The sequence below is a fragment of the Pyrobaculum sp. genome (assembly GCF_049971835.1).
In the GTDB taxonomy this organism is placed as follows: Archaea; Thermoproteota; Thermoprotei; order Thermoproteales; family Thermoproteaceae; genus Pyrobaculum.
Genome location: NZ_JBMFKV010000369.1, coordinates 1 through 1,285, shown reverse-complemented (window position 1 = coordinate 1,285; position 1,285 = coordinate 1). Strand labels below are relative to the sequence as shown.

Genomic DNA, 1,285 nt, shown 5'->3' with positions numbered 1-1,285 from the left:
CGGCTTGGCGTGTTGACAAAACCCAAATTCTTAAAAACGGACGCGTCAGCCGGGCGGGCGATGACCGAAGACCTGGCCTGCAGATTTCTGAAGATAGGGAACTCAGGGGAGCCCGCCCGGCCATCAAATTCTCCACAAATATTTATAAATTTTTCTCTAAGCACCCGGCCCTCTGGCAACGCGGCTCTGCGCTGAGCAGAATGTCCCCTTCTGCTCTCCGGGCGTCTTGGGGGTCACGGGGCCCCGAGGCGCCGAAGGCGCCAGGTGGAGCGGCCGCCCGGGGGGCATTGGAGGGGGCGGCTTCGCGCTGGGGATTTTTAGAGACAAGTTAGTTGCGTAAGCCTCGGGTCTGATCCGCTGGCCGTGGGACGGTGGTGGTGCAAGGAGTTGGCGGTACGTAATTTTCTCATGGGTATCGGAGCACTTCGGGCTAGGCTGTGGTTATTTCTCCTTTTTTGTGCTTGGCTCGGTCGGAGCGTTCTGAAACGCGGCTCGTGTTGTGGCTTACCATTATTGTTCTCATTTTATGGAATGTTATTAATAGAAATCTGATGCATGTTGTGAGTTCTGTGATTGTCGAGGTGGAGGTGCGTGGCCCTGGTGGTGGGGTTAGGTTGAGGGCTCTCGTCGATACCGGCTTCTATGGGGACGTCGTAACAACCCCCCACAAGGTCCAGGGACTGGGCATAGGGTTTATGTATGAGAGGGCTAGGAGGCTTCCAAGCCTTGGGGGGTTGGCGCCTTGTCTCGCCGTTTAGCCAGCTGTGTCTGTGGTTTATTTCGTGCTGGGGTTAGTAGAATGTCTAGGTGGGCTGAGGGGTGTGTCGAGTACTCACGCGGCCAGAGGCGGCCCTTGACGAATTTGTAGGGCTGACAGGTGGAGGGGCTGAGGGCGGCGATTTTCGCCTCTAACAGAGCTCATATACGCCGCTGGCAATAGGCCGCGTTCGTATTAACGCCCTATGGCTACTGTGCTTCGGGCAGGCGTCGGCGGCTGTCTGTACTTCCAAACCCCCGACTTAGGGCTTTGTGGTTTCTGCGGCTGTCTGCAGTCTGCCTTGTTTTAACCGGCGATTGCCTTTTCGTTTCTTGTAGACGTTGCAGTTGAGAGGTACGTCGTGTGATCGGCGGGGAAGATTTATATCTATGGAGTACTGTAGTACTAGCCGGGCGGGCTCTCCTGAGTTCCCAATCTTCAGAAATCTGCGAGCGTGGGTCCGGTCATCGCCCGCCCGGCTGACGCGTCCGTTTTTAAGAATTTGGGTTTTGTCAACACGCCAAGCCA

At 56.3% G+C, this 1,285-nt stretch carries 1 protein-coding gene; it reads left to right on the top strand.

Features of this window, described 5'->3' with window-relative positions:
• Window positions 1–560: 560 nt before the first annotated feature.
• The gene (locus ACP5J3_RS14725) at window positions 561–758 is read left to right on the top strand and encodes a hypothetical protein (RefSeq protein ID WP_428496366.1); all 198 of its coding nucleotides are present in this window, start codon (window positions 561–563) and stop codon (window positions 756–758) included.
• Window positions 759–1,285: the final 527 nt, after the last annotated feature.